The following is a 20,596-nucleotide window of genomic DNA, read 5'->3' as shown; positions in this document are numbered from 1 at the left end:
GAAAGGTTCCCTTCGTGCACCCCTGTGAGATCACCCCCGAAATGCTCCGCGGCGCCGTTGAGGTGGAGCGGACCGCGCGCGGCCTGCGGCCGCATCGATTGCCGGCCGCGGCCCGCGCACAGACTCCCGATCCGCAGTTGGCCATGGTCGAGGCACAACCCTCCGGGGTACGACTGGTCTGCCGCACCGCCGCCACCACGATCGAACTCGACGCCGTGCCCACCCGGTTCGGGTACCGGGGCGTCCCGGCCCGCCCGGACGGCGTCTACGACCTGACCGTCGACGGCCGGCCCACCGCGCAGGGCAGCATCCCGGGCGGCATCCGGCACACCGTCGACATGGCCACCGGCGCCACCGAGACCACCGACAGCGGACCGGGAACGATCACGTTCACCGACCTGCCGGGCGGGGTGAAGGACGTCGAGATCTGGCTCCCGCACACCGAGACGACCGAGCTGGTCGGGCTGCGTGCGGATGCCCCGATCGAGCCGGCGACCCCGGTGACCCGGCCGGTCTGGCTGCACCACGGCAGCTCGATCAGTCAGGGGTCGAACGCGACGAGCCCGCTCGGGATCTGGCCGGTGGTGGCCGCCCGGGAGAGCGATCTGGAGCTGGTGAACCTGGGCTTCGGCGGCGGTGCGCTGCTGGATCCGTTCACGGCGCGGACCATGCGTGACATCCCGGCCGACCTGATCAGCGTGAAGATCGGCATCAATGTGGTGAACGCTGATCTGATGCGGGTGCGGGCGTTCGTGCCGGCCGTGCACGGCTTCCTGGACACGATCCGGGAGGGGCATCCGGACGTGCCGCTGGTCGTGGTGTCGCCGATCTTCTGCCCGATCCACGAGGTGACGCCGGGGCCGGGGGCGTTCGACGTGGAGGCGTTGAAGGAGGGGAAGGTGCGGTTCCGGGCCACGGGCGACCCGGCCGAGGTCGCCGCCGGAAAGCTGACCCTCACGGTGATCCGCTCGCATCTGGCCCGGATCGTGGCGGAGCGATCGGCGGGCGATCCGCACCTGCACTACGTGGACGGGCTGGAGCTGTACGGCGAGGCTGACCACGCGGAGCTGCCGCTGCCGGACGCGCTGCACCCGGACACGGCCGCCCATCGGCGGATCGGGGAGCGCTTCGCCAAGCTGACCCTGGACCGGCTGCGACGCTGATCGTCGTACCGGAAAAGGGGTGAACAGGGACCACCAGCGGCCCGGCGCCGGCCATAGGGTGGCGGGATGTCGCTGACTCTGGATGAAGCACGCCGCCGGGCCGCCCTGCTCGCCGATGTCTCCTACGACCTGGCGCTCGACATCACGGCGACGGACACCTTCCGCAGCCGGGTCACCGTGCGGTTCGACACGCGGGGCGGCGACACCTTCCTCGAGCTGCACCAGGCCGAGCAGTTGCAGGTCACGATCGACGGCGATGTCGTCACGACCGGGTACGACGGCAGGCGCATCCCGCTCGCCGGTCTCGCCCCCGGCAAGCACGAGGTGGTCGTCGACGCCCGGCTGCGGTACGTCGCCGACGGTGAAGGCCTGCACGTCTTCACCGACCCGGTCGACGGCGAACGGTATGTCGGCGCCTACCTCGGGCTGGACGCCACCCAGCGGCTGTTCGCCTGCTTCGACCAGCTGGACCTCAAGAGCCCGATCACCCTGACCGTCACCGCTGACCCGGCGTGGACCGTTCTCACGAACGCGCTGCCGATCACGGGCACCGCGTTCGCCGCCACCCCGCCGATCCCGTGCGACCAGCTGGTGGTGGCGGCCGGGCCGTACCACTCGGTGCGCTGGGAGCACCGCGGCCTGCCGATGGGCTGGCATTGTCGGCGCTCGCTCGCCGCCGACCTGGACCGGGACGCCGCCGAGCTACGCCAGGTCACCGAACTCTGCTTCGACCACTACGCGGAGATCTTCACCGAGCCGTACGCGTTCGACTCCTACGACCAGGTGTTCGTGCCGGAGCTGAACTGGGGCGCGATGGAGAACCCGGGCTGTGTGACGGTCAACGAGTCGATGCTGCCTCGAGGACGGGTCACCGACGACGACCGCCGGCGCCGGGCCATGGTGATCGCGCACGAGATGTCGCACATGTGGTTCGCCAATCTGGTCTCCCCCGTCTGGTGGGAGGACGCCTGGCTCAACGAGTCCTTTGCGGACTACATGGGCTTCCAGGTCGCCGAGACCGCGGCCGGTTTCCCCGGCACCCGGGTGTCGTTCGAGGCAGCCCACAAGCCCGGCGCCTACCTGGCCGACCGGCGGCGCTCGACACACCCGGTCGCCCCGGTCGCCGAGGACGTCCCGGATGTGGCCACCGGCCGGACCGTCTTCGACGAGATCTCGTACGGCAAGGGCAACGCGGTGATCCGGCAGTTGGTGACCTGGCTGGGGGAGAACGACTTCCTCGCCGGGGTGAACGCGCACCTCACCCGGCACCGTTTCGCCAACGCCACCCTCGACGACCTGCTGTCCGCACTCGACGCCGCCTCGCCGCGCGACGTGCACGCCTGGGCCGGGGTGTGGCTGCGGACGGCGGGTCACGACACGATCCGGGTCACCCGCCGCGACGACGGCGTGCCGGTGCTGACCCGTGACGGCGTCCGGCCGCACCGGTTCACCGTCACCGCGTACACCCCGGAGCTGGCGCCGGTCGGCTCGCGTCTGATCGATCTCGAGGCCGAGCCGGTGACGTTGCCGGACTTGGCCGGGCTGGTGGTGGTGCCGAACTCGCACGGCGAGACCTTCGCCCGGATCGCGCTCGACGAGCTCTCGTCCGATGCGGTGGCGAACGGGCTGGCCGATCTGGCTGACCCGCTGGTCCGAGCGGTGTTGTGGGCCACTGTGCCGATCGAGAGGCTGCTGCCCGGGCAGTTGCCTCGCGAGTCATCACCCACGCTGGTGACCGCGGCCCTCAACCGAGCCCTCGACGAACTGGTACGCCGGAGGTCGGTGCCCGGCGCGCTCGAGATGATCGCCGCGGCCTGCGTGCCCACCGGCGAGCCCGACCGGCAGCTCGCCCTGGCCGCCGGGCTGGCCCGGACCACCACCGACATCGCACTGCTGCGGCGCTGGCTGGACGTTGACGCCACCGACCTCGGTGTGCCGCTGCTACCGGATCTGCGCTGGGCGGTCGTGCACCGGCTGGCCGAACTGGGCGGCATCGACGCGCCGGGGATCGAGTCCGAGCGGCGGCGCGACGGCACTGCCACGGGTGAACTCGGCGCTCTCACCGCGCTGGCCGCCCGGCCCAGCGCCGCGGCCAAGGCGCAGGCCTGGACCACGATGACCGGGGACGCCGGCATTTCCGTGCGCCGGTTCGGGGCGCTCGCGGCCGGGCTCTGGTCGCCGTCGCAGCGGGAGCTGGTGGCGCCCTACATTCCGGCCTACCTCGAGGTTTCCCCGGGTCTGGCCCGGCGTGGCTCGGCGTTCGCCACCGCGGTGGGGCGGGCGTTCCCGGCTCTGCCGCTGACCGCGGCGGAACTGGAACTGGTCCGGGAGGCGTTGACCGGAGACGTCCCCACGGTGCTGCGGCGCCGCTGGATGGACGAGCTCGACGACCGTGACGGCGGGGCCGCTCACTCACTCAGTGACCAGGACCAGCCAGGAGGGCACGGCACGGCAGGGAAGGTCTGACGCTCGCGAGGGGCTGACGGCGCCGGGAGCGGGCGGCGCGCTGCGTTCCAGGCTGGGATTGGTGTCGCGGATGTGCCCGGACCGCCGGTGGCGGTGACCGGCCCGCGGTTTCTCAGGTGGGCTGGGGGGTCGGGTGGGTCTGGAGCAGGCTCTCGACGGCTTGCAGGAACGTTTCGCTGACCGGGGCCGGGTCGGAGAGGCAGCCCGACACCATGGCGCCGTCGCGGAGCATGACGAAGTGCCGAGCGGTGGGGGTGGCGCCGGACATCAGCGTGGTGATCGTGTCCAGGAACCACTGGCGGTGGTCGGTCACGGCCTGGTGGACCGGGTTGGCCGGGTCGGAATACTCCGCGACCGCGTTGAGGAAGGCGCAGCCGCGGAAGCCGGGGGACTGGATGTACTGGGCGATGCCGCCGGCGATCGCGCGCAGGATCTCGACCGGCGGCTGACCGCTCGCCACGGCGGCCTCGACGGCGGCGCGCTCCATCTCGTGTGAGGCGCGCAGATATGCCAGGACCAGGTCTTCCTTGCCGGGGTAGTGCCGGTAGAACGTGGCCCGGGTGACCTGGGCCTCGGCGATGATGCGATCGACGCCGACGGAGTGGATGCCCTCGGCGTAGAAGATGCGGCTGGCCGTGCCGAGCAGGCGGTCGCGGGCCTCGGAGGGCCGGGTCTCGGCGTCGCTGCGCTTCATGCGGCCATGGTAGCGGATAGAACGTTCGGTCTTGACAAGCGTCGAGCGAATCCGCATTGTTTGCGGAGACAGAACGTTCGTTCTACCAAGGGAAGTCGCATGACCACCACCGCCAAGCCGCACGTGAGCACCGCTGCCGACGCCCTGCGCCGGCTGTATTTCGTCCGGTTCGGGTTCGCGATCGTCTGGGCCCTCGTGATGTTCACGACCGCCACCCACCTCGGGCCGCTCGCAGTCGTGCTGCTGGTGATCTACCCGCTGTTCGACGTGGCCGCCGCGGTCGTCGACGCCCGGTCGTCGCGGAGTGCCGGGTCGCCGGTGCTGCTCTACGTGAACATCGCGGTCAGCACGCTCACGGCGATCGGCGTGGCCGTCGCGACCTCGTCCGGGATCCCGGCGGTGCTGCGGGTGTGGGGCGCCTGGGCGATCGTGGCCGGTCTGGTGCAGCTGCTGGTCGGGGTGCGCCGGCGGAGCATGGGCGGTCAGTGGCCGATGATCCTCAGCGGTGGCATCTCGGTGCTGGCCGGCAGTTCGTTCATCGCCGCGGCCGGTGCGGCCGACCCGGCCCTGACCAACATCGCCGGCTACGCCATCCCCGGCGGCGTCTTCTTCCTCATCTCGGCCCTGCGCCTGCGCCGGACCGTCTGACAATGAACCCCATGTCGTACGACGTGATCGTCATCGGAGCGGGACCGGTCGGGGAGAACGTCGCCGACCGGGTGGTGCGGGGCGGGCTGACCGCCGCGATCGTCGAACGGGAGCTGGTCGGCGGGGAGTGCTCGTACTGGGCCTGCATGCCGACCAAGGCGCTGTTGCGCAGCGCGGCCGCGCTCCGGGCCGTACGAAATCTTCCCGGAGCGAGTCAGGCGGTGACCGGCGACCTCGACCCGGCAGCGGTGTTGCGCCGCCGGGACGACTTCGCCTCGCACTGGAAGGACGACGGGCAGGCGGCGTGGCTGGCCTCGGCCGGGATCACGCTGCACCGCGGCCACGGGCGGATCACCGCCGACCGGGTCGTCGAGGTGACCGGCGCCGACGAGACGGTGACCACGCTGACCGCGCGGCACGCCGTGGTCGTCGCGACCGGGACCGCGGCGCTGCTGCCGGACCTGCCCGGGCTGCGCGAGGCGGCGCCGTGGACCAGCCGGGAGGCGGCGGCCGCCGCGACGGTGCCGGCCCGGCTGGCGATCATCGGCGGGGGTGTGGTGGCCGGTGAGATGGCGACCGCGTTCAGCGGGCTCGGCAGCGCGGTCACCGTGCTGGCCCGCGACGGGATCCTGCCCGCCGCCGAGCCGTTCGCCGGGGAGCGGGTGACCGCGGCGCTGCGCGAGGCCGGAGTGTCGGTGCGGCTCGGCGCGGAGGTCACCGCCGTGCGGCGGGACGGCGGTGCGGTGCGGCTCACGCTGACCGACGGCGAGGTGGTCGAGGCCGACGAGGTGCTGGTCGCGATCGGGCGGGTGCCGAACACCGCCGACCTGGGCCTGGAGACGGTCGGGCGCACGCCGGGGGACTGGCTCGAGGTGGACGAGACGCTGCGGGTCCGCGGTGTCGACTGGCTCTACGCGGCCGGTGACGTGAACCGGCGGGTGCTGCTGACGCATCAGGGCAAGTACCAGGCGCGGGCGGTCGGTGACGTGATCGTGGCGCGGGCCGGTGGCGCGGAGGTCGAGGACGGGCCGTGGGGCAAGCACGCGGCCACCGCCGACGAGCGGGCGGTGCCGCAGGTGGTCTTCACCGAGCCGGAGGTCGCCTCGGTGGGTCTGACCGCGGCGGCCGCGGAACGCGCCGGGCTGACGGTACGCGTGGTGGACTACGACCTCGGTGCGGTCGCCGGCGCCAAGCTGCACGCGGACGGCTATCAGGGCCACGCGCGGATGGTCGTCGACGAGCAGCGCCGGGTGATCGTCGGGGTCACGTTCGTCGGCCCGGACGTCGCCGAGCTGCTGCACGCCGCGACGGTCGCGATCGTGGGCGAGGTGCCGATCGACCGGCTGTGGCACGCGGTGCCGGCGTATCCGACCGTCAGTGAGGTGTGGCTGCGGCTGCTGGAGGCGTACGGTCGCCCGTGACCGTGGCGGGTCGCGTCCACTTGCGGGCGACGAAGTCGACGCCGGCGTACTCCTGGTAGGCGGCGAGTGTGCGGTGCCGGCCCATCGCCAGGTGGCCGACCTCCGGGAAGTACAGCTTGGTGAGGACCCGGCGGTGGCTGGCCCGGTCGAGCTCGTACCAGCTCGCGTCGGTGCCGTCGGCGCCGTGGTCGTCCCAGTGCCGCGGACTGTCCTGGCGGAGGTAGTAGTGCCAGGCCAGCACCTCGGCCGGGTGGAACAGGTCGTACCCGGCGGTGTAGGCGCGCGCGGCCAGGAGGATCTCCTCGCCCTGGAAGTAGATGGCCGGGTCGTAGCGGACCTCGCGGGCGAACGAGCCGGGCGCGAACAGGAAGCAGGCGCCCAGGAACCGGGCCGGCACCGTACCGTCCTGGTTCTCCCAGTCCTCGATCGTGCGTTGCCCCATGATCGGCAGGCCGGCGTCGGACCACCCCTCGATGACCAGCTCGGCCGGCACGTCGCCGGGCGGCTGGTCGCCGGTCGGGTCGTAGGTGGGCGGATAACACGTGATCAGCGGCTTGGCGGCGCCGGTGCGGGCGGCGAGCTCGATCAGCCGGGAGTCCCAGCCGGCCGCGAACCGGGTGTGGCTGTCGACCTGGAAGAACCAGTCCTCGCCGGCGTACTCGGCCATGATCTGGGCGCGGGCCCAGCAGGCGCCGCGGCTGTCCCGGGCATCCCGGTCGATCAGCTGCACGCGCGGGTCGGCGGCGATCGCCGACACGTCCTCGTCGCCGTGGTGCTGCCAGCACACCACGACCCGGATCTCGTCCGGCCGGTCCGCCTTGGCCAGGCAGTCCTGCACGGTCGGGACCAGCTGCGGGTCACGGTAGGCGGCCACCGACACGAAGATGGTCATGAGACGGTACGGAGGAAGTCGCCGGCCAGCCGCACCCATGCCGGGCCGCCCGGGTTGACCAGCACGTCGGCGTCGTCGGGCAGTGCCGCCAGCAGGTCGGCGAGGGTCACCTCGCGCCACTGCGGCGCGAACAGCTGCCGCCGGTGCGCCGGGCTGGACGCGATCAGCACGCACAGCCGGTCGTCGGGCGAGAGGGCGAGCAGCGGCCGGCCGTCGCCGTTGAACGCCATCTCGACCAGGCTGCCGGCGAGCATGGTGAGCACCTGGTCGAGTTCGGCGTCGCCGTGCATGGCCAGCCGGATCACCGCGTCGAGCGGGTCGACCGGCGAGTTCTCGAAACGCGGCCGGTAGTCCGGGTTGGGGCGGAACGGGCCGAGCGCGCCGTCCGGGCCCTCGGCCCACTCGCCGAGCACCGCCTCGGCGGGCGGCGTGTCGTCGTCGTCCGTGGCGTCCGACCATTCCGGGTCGATCAGCAGCATCAGGCGCTCCCGGCCGGTGACAGCGCGCCGGACTGGAACAGCGCGGCGAGCGCGCGGTGCTCGCCGACCGGGTCGACGGCCGGTGGGGCGGCGGCCGCGCGGATGTCGGCCAGCAGGTCCGGTTCCGGGGCCAGGCCGTGCTCGCGCAGGTAGTAGGTGACCATGTCGGGCCAGATCCACCGCCCATCGGTACGCAGGTCGAGCGGGACGACCGCGCCGCGTTCCGGGTCGACGACGTCGGTGCCGCGGTCGGTGGTGCCGAGCACGGCGGCGCCCGCGGTCAGGTAGGCGAGCACGTGGTCACGGCCGGGGCCGTCGAGTCGTTCGTGGTCCGGGGCGAAACCGCCGTCGGCGTCGAAAACCTGGGCCAGGCGCAGCGGCGGGGCGTCGGCGGCGGTCCAGAGCAGCGCGGACGAGCGGCGGGCTGCCCGGACGTACGGTGAAAGGTCGTCGCCGGGCGTGTAGCAGTGTGCCGGGAACGCGGGTGGTTTTCCGGTGGTGGCCAGCACGTAGACGCGGGTCGGTCCGTCGAGTTGCCAGGAGCGCCAGAGTGCGATCGCGCCCGGGAGCGCGGCGACGGCGGTGACCGCGGCCCGGTCCGCGTCGTCGAGCACCGACGAACGGCCGACCAGGTCGAGGACCGGTGCGCCGGGTGCGCCGAACGCGGGGGCGCCCGGTGGGGACGGGGCGAACACGTAGGTCATGGGCTGTCCTCCTGGGGGTCACCGATCAGCTGGGCCAGCGCACGCCGCGCGGCGGCCGGGTCGACCGGCGGGTGGTGATAGTCGCGGGCTCGCAGGTCGGCGAGCAGTCGTTCGTCCGGGCTCAGAGCGTAGGTGCGCAGGTAGTAGGCGGCCGCGTCGGTCCAGATCCACCGGCCGTCGGTGCGGTAGGTCAGCGGGACCACGGGGCCGGCTTCCGTGTCGTAGACGTCGAGCTCTTCGGTGCCGGTGGTGAGCACCGGGGTGCCGGCGTCGAGGTAGGCGAGCGCGCGGGACATCTCGTCACCGGTGGAGAGGAGCGGGTGGTCGGGGGTGAACTGACCGCCGCCGGTCGCGTCCCATGAGTCGAAGACCCGGGCGAGGTGGGGCGGTGCGGGTGTGGCTGCCGGGCCGGGGAGTTGCGGGGTGCCGTTCGCGGTGTAGGTGCCGGGGCCGGTCCGCACGACCGTGCCGTCCGGGGTCGCCCAGCGGCCAGTTTCCGGCATTTCCGGAATTTCCGGCTCAAGGGTAGGGGCAGTTGGCTCGAGCGGCTCGAGCGGCGGGGTTTCCGGTTCTTCCGGCACCGGGGCCAAGGCATGCGGCACGAACGCCGGGGCCGCAGGCGGGACCGCTGGCGCGTCCGGCGGCGGGATCGCCGGTGCGGCCGGGGGCAGGACCGCGGGCGGGTGGTGGAGCGCGGCCAGTTCGCGGTCGTGGGTGGCTCGTGCGTCCCACCACGCCGTCTCGGCGGCGGTGATCGCGTCGTCGGCGGCGGCCAGCGCGACCGGGTCCGGCGCCGGCTGGGCGGCCAGCCCGGCCCGCCGCCGGATCGCGGCGGTCCAGGTGGTGCCCTGCTCGGCGACGGCGATCGCGGCCTCCCGCAGCGCCGGCGGCAGCGCCTCCCCGGTCCGGGCCAGGGCGGACGCGTCGTCCATCCGCACCGACACCGCGTCGTCCACGGTCAGCTCGATCCCGGCCCGGTGCCGGGGCTGCCCGCCACTGGTGGAGTGCGAGCGCGCGATGAACCGGAACGCGACCCCGTATGACAACCCGCGGGTGACCGGGTCGTCGGTGTCCTGGTCCTCGACCGGCAGGTCCGCCACCGGGTCACCGTCGTCGCGGCGGGTCGCCACGCCCTTGCGCATCCGGTCCGGTGTGGTCGCGTAGAGCGGCTGCTCCAGGTGGTTGCGGTCGTTCACCGCGCCGAACGGGTGCCGCGCCTGCAGATCGTCCGGGCCGACCGCCTTCGCGCCGTGCGGGTGGTTCACGCCGCCGGCGATGATCGGCATCTGGGTGCGGATGCCGAACCGGTGGCCGGCGGTGCGCTCGACCGTGTCGCTGCGCAGCGTCCCGGCCGAGCCCTCGAGGTCGATGTCGGCGTCCACGCCGGCGAACCGGGGCCCGGACAACAGCCGCGCGTCGAGGATCAGGTCGCGGCCCAGCGCCGCCGGCAGCGGCAGCAGGAACCGGCCGTCCGACATGATCGCCAGACCGGCCTTGACCGTCGAGGTGGTGATGCCGTTGCGGATCGCGGTCCGGACGTTCTCGTCGATCGCCGCACCGGACGCGACGAGCGCCTGCTCGGCGGCCCGGTGCAGCACGGTCAGGTCGGCGAAGACGTGCTCGACCGCGAACCGGCCCGGCTCGGGCAGCGTGTCGTGCCCGGCCGCGTCGCGCCACCGCTGCCGGCTGTCGTCGCCGAGGCGGTTCGGTCGCACCCGGCGGACCCGGTGGGCCACGCCCAGCGGACCGGCCGGCCGGCTGGCGCCGGGATGCTGGTGCACGTCGACGACCCGGGTGTCGCTGACCGCGACGCCGTCGGCGGGCAGGCCGGCGCCGGTCACGGTCAGATCGACCCGCAGGCTGCCACGGTAGGTGGCGATCGGCCCGGACACGCTCAGCGACTGCTTCTGATCACGGGTGATCGACGCAGTGGACGTGGTGTTCTTGGTGCCGAGCGCGGCGGACGCCTGAACGCCACCGCCGCCGGCCATCGTGCCCGGCCCGGTGCCGGTGGTCTGGGTCAGCTCGGCGCCGGTCGGCTGGTGGGTGCCGGCGCCCTGGCCCACCACGGTCAGTGCCACCGAGGCGAGGGTGCGGCCCCGGGAGTCGGTGGTCGCCAGCGTCGAGGTGGCCCGGTCGGTGACCGACAGCTCGTCGACGTGCTCGATGCGGTCGAAAGCGGGCTCGGTGACGAACGCCGCGCTCAGCGTCGCGTGGTAGGTGTGCCCCTTCCAGCGTCCTTCGAGGCGCAGCGGCAGGCTCTGCCCGCCGTTGGCCGCGCTGCCGGCGTGGTGGTGCGCGTCGGCCAGGAAGCTCTGCAGCGCCCGGACGTTGTCGTGCGGCTGCGCGCCGGGGGAGTCGGGCAGCAGCGCGTTCGCGATCGGCTCACCCAGCTCCGCGGCGAGGCGTCGGCGCAGCGGTGCGATCTGGTCACTGAGGTCGATCGTCGAGGCGACACCACCGATTCCGTACGACACGGTGCCCGCCCCGGTGAGTCCCACCGGTGGCAGCTGCCGGGCCGGCGGGGTGACCGGAACGGCCGCCGGGGCGAGCCCGGCCAGCGCCGCGACCCGGCCGGCGTGGTGCTGCTGGGCCGCCGCCTGCTCGCCCTGCTGACGGGCGAGCAGCGTGGTCCGCCGCTGGACCTGTCGCTGGGTCAGGTCCTGGACCTGGGTGGCCTGCCGCTGCAGCAGCGCGTCGCGGGCCGGGCCGGCGGCGAGTGCGGCCAGCTCGGTGGCGTGCTCGGCGAGCTGGCGTTGCCGTTGCGTGCGTTCGTCGTGCTGCTGGGTCTCGGTCTCCTGGAGATGCTGCTCCCGCAGGGCCCGGTCGGCGGTCTCGCCGTCGCGGGCGAGGTCGGCGGTGCGCATCCGGTGCACCTGGTCCTCGGTCAGCCAGATCAGCACCGCGTCCGGCATGGTGAACTGCTGGCCCGCGCGGCCGGTCGTCGGCCGGCCGAGGCCGAACAGGTCGAGGTTGCTGGCGTGGCGGGCCTCCGCGACGATCTCGGCCTCGACGTCGACCTGCACCAGCACCCGGCGCTGCGGGCCCGGGTCGGTGCGCAGCTTGGCGCGGCCGGCGAGCACCTTCTCGGTCACCTTGCCCCAGGTGCGCTGCCACGGGGTGAGCGAGGCGGCGAGCCGGGCGCTGCCCTCGGAGGTGTGGTCGCCGCGGTCGGTGGCCGGCCCGCTGATCGCGGCGAAGGCGCCGGCCGACACGCTCGCGTCGACCGCCCAGCCGTGCCGCGACCGGCTGCTCGTCCCGCCGGAGCGGCCCTGGCGGGCCTTCTCGTATTCGGCGGGCGCCAGGATCCGCGGGTTGGTCGGGCGCAGCCGGACCTTCGCGTCGCCGATCGCGTCCGCGGCCCGCCGCGAGTGGGTCAGGTTCGCCAGCGTCACCGGCTTGCTGAACACCTCGGGGTGCCCGGTCAGCCGCTCCGGCGAGAGCACCTCACCGATCGCGGCGGAGATCCGGCCGTCCGGGAACCGGAAGATCGGGTCCTGGGCGGCGTCGACGAGCGTATTGCGCACCGCCTCCTGCAGGTGTTCGAGGCCGACGAACGACTCGATCCGGGCGCCGTCCAGGTCGTCGGGGTAGCCGCCGGTGATCTCGTTGAGCGGTGCCGGGTTCGCGATCGGCGCCTGGTTGGCCGGTGCCACCACCGGCGCGGCCGGCGGCGCGGTGGTGCTCACCCGGTGCTCGGGCACCAGGAAGCGCAGCTTCAGCGGGAACGTCCTGGGCGCGGTGCCACCGGTCGCGACCACGTCGGGCAGGTGCCGGCCGGGTGTGCCGAGGCTCAGCCGCCGGGCGTTCGCGTTGAGCCGCACCGACGAGCGGGTCTGCGCGGTGACCTGCAGGGTTCCGGCGAACTCGCGCATCGGCACGGTGCCGACGTCGCCGTCCTCGGTCAGCGCCGGCCCGGTGCGGGAGTCGACGGCGGCGCGCCGTTCGACGCCGATGTCGTTGCCCTTGACCCAGGTGTGCGACACCCGCGGGCCGCCGAACAGCGCGCCGCCCGCGGTGCCGACCGGGCCCATCACCGTCGCGTCGACGCCGACGTCGAGGGTGGTGCTGGTGTCCTTGCCACCGCCGGCCCCGGCGACGATCTTGCGTTTGGCGTCGGTCTCGATCGTGCCGCGGTCGGTCAGCTCGCCGTCGGAGAGGCCGTCCAGGGTGCCGCGGACCGTCACGACGGTGGTGTAGTCGTGCAGCTTGCCCTGCTTGATCAGCGGGAGCTCCAGGCCCGGGCCGACGATCCGGTCGAGCAGGTAGCGCAGCTGACGGTTGGACAGCTTGGTGCGCGCCGCCGAGTCCCGGGACAGGATCGCCTGCACGCCCGCGGTCAGGCCGCGGGCCAGCGTCGGGTCGCCGAACTGCTTGAGGAAGGTGTCCTCGTCGACCCGCAGACCCTTGTTCCCGGGTACGTTGCGCAGCACCTGCAGCAGCGAGTCGTACACCTTGTCGCCGCCGCTGAGGTCGTCGACGATCGCGCCGCCGAACGAGGTGCCCTGCTCCAGCTGGGCCGGACCGAAGTGGGTGCGGTTCGCGCCGGTACGGCCCTGCCAGCCGGTGTCGTCCGGGTAGAGCGGGGTGTGGCGCGCCCGGTCCCGGGTGGTCCACTGCAGCGCGTCGAGCCGGCCGGCCAGGAACCGCGGCGGGTGCCCGATCACGCGGACCTGCAGCTCGTAGACGGTCTGGTAGCGCACCGCGGGGCCCTTGGCGGTGACCCGCTTGGTGGTGGACACCCGCTCGGCGATCTCCTGCTTGTGCGCGCCGCGCCGGGTCACGCCGACCTTCGGCCCGACCACGAACGCGATCGGCGCCGCGTCGGCTCCGACGCCGGCCATCACGTAGCCGCCCCACTGCCGCTCGGCCGAGGTGCCCGCCGTGCCGGTGACGTCCATCCGCGAGTCGTCGTGGTGTTCGGCCTCGTCGATCTCGTCGACGACCTGGACCTGCCGGGCGACCGTACGGTATTGGATCGCCCGGTCCTTGCCCGGGAACAACCGTCGCCAGCCCTTCGGCGCCCGCAGCAGCGGGTCGGAGGTCACCCAGCCCTTGTGCGGGTCGGTGGTGTCGTAGGCGACCGACCGGCTCAGGTTGCCGGCCAGCCCGGTGTCGCTGAACATCTGCTGCAGCACGGTACGGCCGGGCGCGCCGATCCGGGTCACGTCGCCGAGTCCCAGCTCGCCGAGCAGCGTCTCGACCTGCTCGAAGTAGGTGCCGTCGGCGGCTGCGGTCCGGGCGGTGGCCTGCTCGACGCCGAACCGTTTCGGCGGCTCGCCGGCCAGGTCCGGTGCGTCGTCGGCGCGCGCCGGCAGGGCGGGCGGCTCGGTGAGCGCGGTCGCCACGCTCAGCCCGACCGACCCGTCGGCGGTGACCGGGCCGGTCCCGATGATCCGGCCGTCCGCGTCCACCAGGGTGGCGGTCAGGGTGACCGGCACGGTGATCTTCGTCTGCCCGCCGGCGACCACCTCGGTGGTGGTGCGGAAGGCTGCGGTCTGGGTGTTGGACTGGCTGGTGTTCGGCGCGGTCGGCACGGAGAGGCCGGCACCGAACACGGCCGGCGGCATGACCCCGATGCCGACCCGGCCCTCGATGTGGTGGTCCTGGGCGACCTTGATGCGGTTCGTGTAGGCGGCCCGGGTCTCGCCGGCCAGGGTGCGCTCGGTGTCCTCGTCGCCGGGGGCCGGCGGGTCGAGGGTCAGCCCGGTGAAGTCCAGCGTGGCGGTGACCCGCAGCTCGGCCGGCCGGCCGTTGACCATGGTCGGGTAAGGCCGCGGTGCGCCGACGAACTGTCCGAGACCGTTGCGCACGTCGTCGCGCAACTCGGCCAGGGTGGCCGCGGTGATGGTCGGTGCGAGCGCGCGCACCTGCGCGGCGATGTCGGCGTCCTGGGTGGCCCGGATCTGCTCGGCCATGCCGAGCGACTCGTTGCGGGTGAGATATCCGGGCAGGGCGGCGCGCAGCGTGTCGGCCTCGCTGGGCGGCGGGGCGTCGTCGGCGACCGGCGCGGCAGGCGCGACGATCTCGTCGTCGGCCGGCGGATCCTGCGGTTCCGGTTCCGGCGCGGCCGGGGGCACCGGCGGTTCCGGCTCGGCGGGCGGCTCGGCCAGCGGTTCCGGCTGTTCCGGCGCAGCGGGCGGAGCGAGCGGCGCCTCCGGCTCCTGCTGCTCCGGCGTGAGCGGCGCCTCCGGCTCCGGCGCGGCGGGGGCCAGCTCGGCGAGCATGGCCTGCCAGGTCTGCGGGCGATGGGCGGCCAGCCAGGTCATCTTCTGGTTGACGGCACTCTGGGCGATCAGCTTGTCCGCGGGGGCGTTGGCCCGGTGCTCGGCGACCTGGGTGCGCATCCAGTCGGCGAACGCTGCCGCGTTCTCCGGGCTCGACACCTCGGTCCCGGCGCGGCCCACCGCTGTCTTCCGGTTGTCGCCGAACGTCGAGGCCAGGTCTTTGATCACGAGCACTTGCTCGGGCCGGGACGGCACGAACGCCGCGACGTCGGAGGTGACCGTGCGATGCTCGAACAGCGCCGCCGGTTCCCCGCCGATGGTGGCGTCGTCGATGCCGTGCCCGGCGACGCCGTTCTTCTGGAACACGATGTAGGCGCGTGCGGCTTGCCACGCTGCCGGGTTGGCGGCCGGCGGGGGCGTTTCGCGGATCAGTTTGAGGGCCGCGATCCGTTCCGGGTCGGGCAGCAAGCTGATCATGTTGATCGGTGTGGTGCGGGGCAGCACCGCCCAGGCGTTCTTGACCTTCGGGTCGGTCAGCGTCGTGGTGCTGGGGCCGCCGGGCGGCACGTAGTCGCCGATGGCGATGCTGTGGTCGCCGACCAGTGTGGCGACGAAATCGATGGCCGACATCACGTAGGTGTAGGCGCCGGCGACCCGGTCCACGTCGAGGCCGGGGGCCGCCGTGTGCAGCTCGTCGCGGGCCCACGTGGCGTGGTCCTCGTGGTACCAGGGCGCGTTGCGGACGGCGGCGGCGACCGGGTCCGTGGAGGTGGCGATGTCGGTGGCCCGGATGCCGACGGTGACCTGCTGCATGGTCACCGGCATGGCGATCCTCGAGGCCGCCGGCTCGCCGTCCGCCGCGCCGGAGCCGATCTCGTGCTTCTTGTTGGTCACCACCAGCTGCAGGCCGTTGCCGAGGTCGGCCGACGTCAGGGGGCGGCTGCCGCCGGTGGCGAGGTGGGTCTCCAGGTGGTCGAGCAGGGTCAGCACGGCCTGTTTGCGCAACTCCACACCGCCCTCGGCGGACACCTCCACCGGGTAGGTGACCAGCTCCAGGGTGTGCGTCTTCCACTTCGCCCGCGAGGGATGGTCACCTGTCGACATGTCCTTGGTGATCATGACGAGCGGGGTGCCGTCGGTGGACGCGACGTAGCCGAACGCGCGTGCCGAGCCCGCTTCCAGGGAGCTGTTCACGCCGCTGAGCTCGATTTCGACGCCTACCGACGTACCCTCAAAGGTTTTTCCGAAGTCCGGCACGCCGCCGGAAACCAGCGGCGCCGGCGTTGCCGGCACATCAAGGCCGGCCGCGGGAAACTCTCGGTCGCCGGTGGAGACCAGGCTGATGCGACGGTACGAGGGGTCGAGCGTCGCGAAGTGCCCGGCCTGGCCGTCGAGGAAGACGACGCCGTTGTGGTCGTGGACGACGTTGAACGCGTGGCCGCTGCCGTCGTGGCGTTGCACGGTGACGATGCCGCGGGCGCCCGGTCCGGCGGTGGTGAGGATGTCGCGGATCTGGTCGAGGTCGCGCACGGTGTCGAGCGGTCGTCCGGCGTAGTTGGCCAGGTATTGGCTCGGGCTGGCGACCGCGCCGCCGGCCTGGAAGCGGTCGATGCCTCCGGTGGCCAGGGACATGTCGGTGGCGATCGCGGCGACGTAGCAGTTGGTGGCCAGCTCGCCGCCCTGCTCGCGCAGCGGGTTGACGTCGAGCAGGAACGGATAGTCGGTGTCCCGCAGCCGGTCCTGGTCCTCGGTGTGTGCCGGTGCGGTGTTCTGGCTGCCGAGGGTGGCGCCGGGCCGGCTCGCCGCGAAGTGCGACAAGCCTTGCAGGACCTGGTCGCGCCGCGGGTCGCGGGCGGCGGTGGCGACCCGGTCGAAGTACTGCTTGAGCGCGCTGTCCGGGTTGCGCAGGTCGGTGATGGCGGTGGCGATCGTGGTGATGGCCGCGTCGCTGGGTGCGTTGGAGTGGCCCCGGTATTTTTCGCTCGCCTCGGCCACCATCGCGGCGCGCCGGTCGTCCAGCAGGGCCTGCCACTGCTCGATCATCTGCTGGTCGAGAGGAATGCGGCGCCGTTGGCCGGCCATGAACTGCGTACCGTCGGTGGGCTGGTGCGCGAGGGCGGCCGCCACCACGGCGGTGTCGCCGAGGATCTGCGGGGCGTCGTCCTCGATGCTGTCCGGCAGCGCCCGGCGCAGCCGATCGAAGTCCTCCTGGGTCAGGTGGGCCTCGGCCGGGTCGGTGATCACCCGAGCCCGGCTCTTGAGGACGCTGGTGGCGGTGGCGATCCGGCCGATCGCGCCGAACGGGCCGTCGTCCTCGTCCTCCTTCACCGCCACGGACCAGTCGGTGCCGGCCTGGATCGCGGTGGTGACGTCGCCGAGCGTACTGATCGCCGCGGCATCGGCGGCGGGGTCGTCGGACCGGGGGAAGCGGGTGGCTTCGGTGCTGGTGGTGGGCCGGGGCGAGAAGTACGGCCGGTTGATCAGCTGGACCAGGTTGGCGGTGTTCGCGCCCTCCAGGACGGCGGGCAGCGAGCCGAGCTGGTAGACGGTGCGGAACACGTCCTGGGGCAGGTTGCCGGTGCGGACCACCACGACGTCGCCGGCGCCCAGGCCGGTCAGGTCGACCTGTTCGCCGGCGTTCAGGTCGACGGTGGTGAGCCACGGCGGGTTGTCGGTGGCCGGGGCGTAGTCGACGCGGGAGTCGCTGATCTCCAGGATCACGGCGGGGCGACCGAGGGCGGCCTCGTGCACGCCGTGGGCCAGGGTCTGCCCGGCGCTGGGGCGCAGCTCGTCGTCGAGGCGGTGCAGGCCGTAGACCGGCATCACGTCGATCTCGTCGGCCAGGGCGGCCTGGGCGATCGTGACCAGGCCGGCGGCGCGCGGGCTCGGATCGAGGGCGGCGTGGATCGTCGCCTCGACGGTGGCCGGCTCCGGGGCCGGCACGTCGGTGGTGAAGATCGCGTCGGGGGAGATCACCTCGTCCAGGTCGACCGTGGTGACGTCCTCGCCCGGCCCGGTACGGCTGAACGCCAGCCGGTGGGTGCTCTGCCAGGCGTAGGGCTTGAACACGATGGCCTGGTCGGCGCCCAGGTAGTCGAGGAGGTTCTCGCCGCCGTCCTCGTCGAGGGTGTCCGCCGCGCCGATGAGCACCAGGCGGTTCTGGTTCTGGCGTGCGTCGGTGTAGGTCTGCTCCGGGTCGAACTTGGCCTGGGTGACCCGGTTGATGCCGGTCGTGCCCGGCGGCAGCAGGGTGTCGAGCTTGTCCCAGACGTTCGTGGAGGCGACCACGGTGATGTCGCGCCGGTGGCCGAGCTGGCGCAGCGACTCGATGAGCGTGACCCCGGCGGTCTGGTGGCCGAAGTTGAGCGCCTCGTCGATCAGCACGGTGATGTCCGGCATCCGTTGCGGGTCGCCGAGCAGGTCGCGGATCGCCGCGTACTGGGCGTCGCCGGTGGCGGCCGGGCCGCTGACCAGTTCCATCTCCGCGTCGGCCGGTTCGCGGCGCTTGGCCGGCCGTGCCTCGGTCTCCGGGCTGAGGCTGCGCTGGTCCCGGGTCCGCTTGGCGATCGCGGTCGAGCGTTCCAGCCGGTCCGCCAGCTCGGCGACCTCGGTCTGTGCGGCGAGCAGCGGCCCCGGCGCGGTCGCCGTGGCGCTGAACCAGCCGGACTCGTGCCGGTGCACCACGATCGCCGGGCGGCCGGTGCCCGGCCCGAACGGTGCGAACCTCTCGGTGCGAGTGATCAGCGAGCCGGTCCCGGCGTGCCGGAGGTGCCGGACGTGCCGGACCTCGATCGGGCGGCCCAGCGCGGTGGCCAGGAAACGCGCGGCGTGCCCGTTCGCGCCGTAGCCGGTGCCGGCCAGGGCGTTGGCCAGGTGTTGCGGGCTGGTACCGGCCGCTACGGCGTTCGCGGTGACGGCCGTCCGGAACGCCGGGTCGCCGAACGCGGCGAGGGTTCTGTCGCGCAGCGCCTTCGGGTCCATGCCGGATCCGCTGGTGACCGCGTGGTAGAGCGAGTGGGCAGGCGGCGGCGTGCTGTCGTCGCGGACGAAGCCGATGACCTCGTTCTCGACGTAGCGCCACCAACGCTGGTCGTGCGCTTCCGGGCGCCCGGCGATCGACTCGTAGGCGGCCCGGACCCGGTGTTCCTCGGCGATGCCGTAGGTGATGCCGGCGAACGTGCCGTCCATCGGTTGCGCGATCGCCGGGCTGGGCGTGTTCACCGGTTGGTTGCCCAGGTGGGCCTGGTACCCCGGTGCCACGTCGGGACGTGTGACGCCGCGACGGGTCGGGCGCAGCGGCTCGGATGTCTGGTAGTCGCCGGTGCCCGCGGTGCCCGCCACGTCCTTGAAACTGGTGCCCTTCCTCGAGGGCTTGGACTCGTAGAACCGGGTGCCCGGGTGGTGTGCGGGGGCGTGGTCCTGCGGCAGCTTGCCGGTCTCCAGCACGCCACGGGCGAGGCGGAGCAGGTCGGTGCTGACCGCGCCGCCGGCGAAGTCGACGACGAACGCGGGTCCGCGGCCGGGCAGCGTGTAGTTGCCGGCGTGGACCGCCACCGACGCGAGGATCTCCGTCCTGTCCTGCGTGGCGAAGGCGTCCTCGACGTCGGTCGGTGTGGTGCTCGGCGGCACCGCCGTGGTGGCGGGGGCAGCCTGGTAGCTGCCGGTGAAGCGTTCCGCCAGCTCGCCGGCGGCGAACATGTTGAGCTCCTTGGCCAGGTTGGTGAACTCGGCGCCCTTCAGACCGAAGCTCAACGTGGGGTCGGCCATCACGACGAGGCCGTCCACGAACAGGTTGGGCTCCGGCGAGTACGGCAGCAGCGGGTGCACCTTGGCCTGCGCGTCCCGGGCGGCCATGTCGGCGCGGATCTTGTTGGAAACCTGGGTGACGCGGCCCGGCTGACCCAGTTGGACGAGGTCCGCGTTCGGGTTCGGCTGGGTGCTGGCCGCGGTGATCTGGGCGGCGAGGTCGTCGGGGCGGTAACCACCGGCGAACATCAGCGGCCGGAACGGCGGCTCCGGTGTTTCCGGCGGCTCTGGTGTTTGCGGGTCGCGGGTGTCCATCGCGTCGGGGTCGGCCGGTGTGGCCGGTGTGGCCGAGGCGTTCAACGGCGCCAGCAGGTTCTCGAAGTGGTTGAAGACGTGCGGCCCGGCCGGTGACACGAGCCGGCTGCTGAGGTCGAAGTCCTGCACCGCGACGTACGGGTGGTGCCCGTCCCGGTGGTAGGCGGCGAGCAGGGTGCGGGTCGCCGGGTGCTGCAGGACGAGGTTGCGCATCTTGCCGGGCTCGAAACTCTTCGTACCGAACGTCGACGCCACGAACGCGACCGGCTGGGGCAGGTCCCGGATTCGCGGGTTGTTGCGCAGCGCGGTGATGGCGTTCTCGGTCGCGGTGAACGCCGCCTGCCTGGCGCCCGGGTCGGTGGCCTTGACGTTGAGGTTGAAGACGAAGCCGACCCGGTCGGCGAAGCCCTGCTGGCCGGCCAGCACCTGTTGGATCATGTCGGGGATCTGGCCGATGTCCGAGGCCGGCAGGATGGCGTTGACCACGAACGCCAGCGGCCGCGCCTCGTCGAGGCTGCGGTCCACGGCGGCGAGGTAGCCGGTGCGGGTCACCGGGGTCGCCGGGGCCGCGGTGAGCTGGGCGAAGGCCGCATTGTTGGTGTGCGGGCGCGGTGCGGGCCGGGTGCCGAGGGTGCCGTCCGGGGTGCTGGTGGTGCCGATCGCGCCTTCCTCGGCGGCGGCGATCCGGTCCAGGTGCCGTTGCAGGATCTGCGGATTGTCATTCGCAACGGTCGTCGACATGAGCGAGTCGTCGGTGGCGTGCCGGGCGGTGTCGTCGCGGTTGAAGACGCGGATGTTGTCGATGTTCTCGTCGGCGAGGCCGAGGTAGTGGCCGATCTCG

9 protein-coding genes are annotated in these 20,596 nt (G+C 73.0%); 4 read left to right on the top strand and 5 right to left on the bottom strand.

The window, feature by feature from the left end:
* Positions 1-14: 14 nt before the first annotated feature.
* A complete protein-coding gene (locus tag ADL15_RS56675) occupies positions 15-1,163 on the top strand; it encodes an SGNH/GDSL hydrolase family protein (RefSeq protein ID WP_269748424.1) in 1,149 nt (382 codons plus the stop codon).
* 66 nt (positions 1,164-1,229) lie between these two features.
* Positions 1,230-3,629 carry an aminopeptidase N gene (gene pepN / locus ADL15_RS38455; protein WP_067702224.1) on the top strand — a complete coding sequence of 800 codons (2,400 nt, stop codon included), beginning with the start codon at positions 1,230-1,232 and terminating at the stop codon, positions 3,627-3,629.
* Between the two features lie 112 nt (positions 3,630-3,741).
* Here pepN and ADL15_RS38450 read toward each other — a convergent pair whose 3' ends face one another.
* The gene (locus ADL15_RS38450; RefSeq protein WP_067702221.1) at positions 3,742-4,323 is read right to left on the bottom strand and encodes a TetR/AcrR family transcriptional regulator; all 582 of its coding nucleotides are present in this window, start codon (positions 4,321-4,323) and stop codon (positions 3,742-3,744) included.
* Positions 4,324-4,422: 99 nt separating this feature from the next.
* Between ADL15_RS38450 and ADL15_RS38445 the strand changes: the two genes are divergently transcribed.
* Both ADL15_RS38445 and ADL15_RS38440 read left to right on the top strand, forming a co-directional pair.
* On the top strand, positions 4,423-4,971 hold the full coding sequence (locus ADL15_RS38445; protein WP_067702218.1) for a hypothetical protein: 549 nt from the start codon (positions 4,423-4,425) through the stop codon (positions 4,969-4,971).
* Positions 4,972-4,982: 11 nt separating this feature from the next.
* Positions 4,983-6,392: a dihydrolipoyl dehydrogenase family protein gene (locus tag ADL15_RS38440; protein ID WP_338025601.1), complete on the top strand. Its 1,410-nt coding sequence runs from the start codon at positions 4,983-4,985 to the stop codon at positions 6,390-6,392.
* On the opposite strand, the gene ADL15_RS38435 is transcribed toward ADL15_RS38440, so the two are convergent.
* The 4 genes from ADL15_RS38435 to ADL15_RS38420 are packed head-to-tail and all read right to left on the bottom strand — an operon-like array spanning position 6,346 to position 20,496.
* Positions 6,346-7,284, bottom strand: a complete 939-nt coding sequence (locus ADL15_RS38435; RefSeq protein WP_067702212.1) for a GlcNAc-transferase family protein — start codon at positions 7,282-7,284, stop codon at positions 6,346-6,348. The genes ADL15_RS38440 and ADL15_RS38435 overlap by 47 nt on opposite strands.
* Positions 7,281-7,763 (bottom strand): type VII secretion system-associated protein, encoded by a 483-nt coding sequence (locus ADL15_RS38430; protein WP_067702209.1) that lies wholly within the window; start codon positions 7,761-7,763, stop codon positions 7,281-7,283. Before ADL15_RS38430 ends, ADL15_RS38435 begins: the two co-directional genes overlap by 4 nt.
* Positions 7,763-8,467, bottom strand: a complete 705-nt coding sequence (locus ADL15_RS38425) for a hypothetical protein (protein WP_067702206.1) — start codon at positions 8,465-8,467, stop codon at positions 7,763-7,765. Before ADL15_RS38425 ends, ADL15_RS38430 begins: the two co-directional genes overlap by 1 nt.
* Complete coding sequence (locus ADL15_RS38420) at positions 8,464-20,496, bottom strand: actin cross-linking domain-containing toxin (protein ID WP_232344810.1); 12,033 nt, start codon at positions 20,494-20,496, stop codon at positions 8,464-8,466. The genes ADL15_RS38425 and ADL15_RS38420 overlap by 4 nt, the downstream gene beginning before the upstream one ends.
* Positions 20,497-20,596 lie beyond the last annotated feature (100 nt).

This window comes from Actinoplanes awajinensis subsp. mycoplanecinus, assembly GCF_001509495.1.
Lineage (GTDB): Bacteria > Actinomycetota > Actinomycetes > Mycobacteriales > Micromonosporaceae > Actinoplanes > Actinoplanes palleronii.
This window is presented reverse-complemented; position numbering and strand designations above follow the sequence as displayed.